Source organism: Paracoccus sp. Z118 (assembly GCF_019061185.1).
In the GTDB taxonomy this organism is placed as follows: Bacteria; Pseudomonadota; Alphaproteobacteria; order Rhodobacterales; family Rhodobacteraceae; genus Paracoccus.
The window spans coordinates 1-317 of record NZ_JAHQZU010000160.1; the positions used below are offsets into that span (position 1 = coordinate 1).

Annotated in this window: 1 protein-coding gene; it reads left to right on the forward strand. The window is 62.8% G+C overall.

Annotated elements, in window-relative coordinates:
• Positions 1–297: transposase domain-containing protein (locus KTN05_RS18850; protein WP_217330718.1), on the forward strand; the 297-nt coding region annotated here is incomplete at its 5' end.
• Positions 298–317: the final 20 nt, after the last annotated feature.

The following is a 317-nucleotide window of genomic DNA, read 5'->3' on the forward strand; positions in this document are numbered from 1 at the left end:
CCCGGCCTGATCCGCTTCCTCGACGACGGCACACTCGAACTCGACACCAACCCGGTCGAGAACCAGATCCGCCCGATCGCACTTACGAGAAAAAACGCACTCTTTGCCGGCAACGAGGTTGGCGCCGAGAACTGGGCCATGCTCGCCTCGCTGGTCGCCACCTGCAAGATGTCCAACGTGAACCCGGTCGACTACATCGCCGACACCCTTCGCGCCATCCTCGACGGACACCCGCAAAGCGCCATCGAAGACCTCATGCCCTGGCGCTTCAACCAGCCGTCAAGCATCGCCGCATAGGGCAACGACCTCGCGCTTAC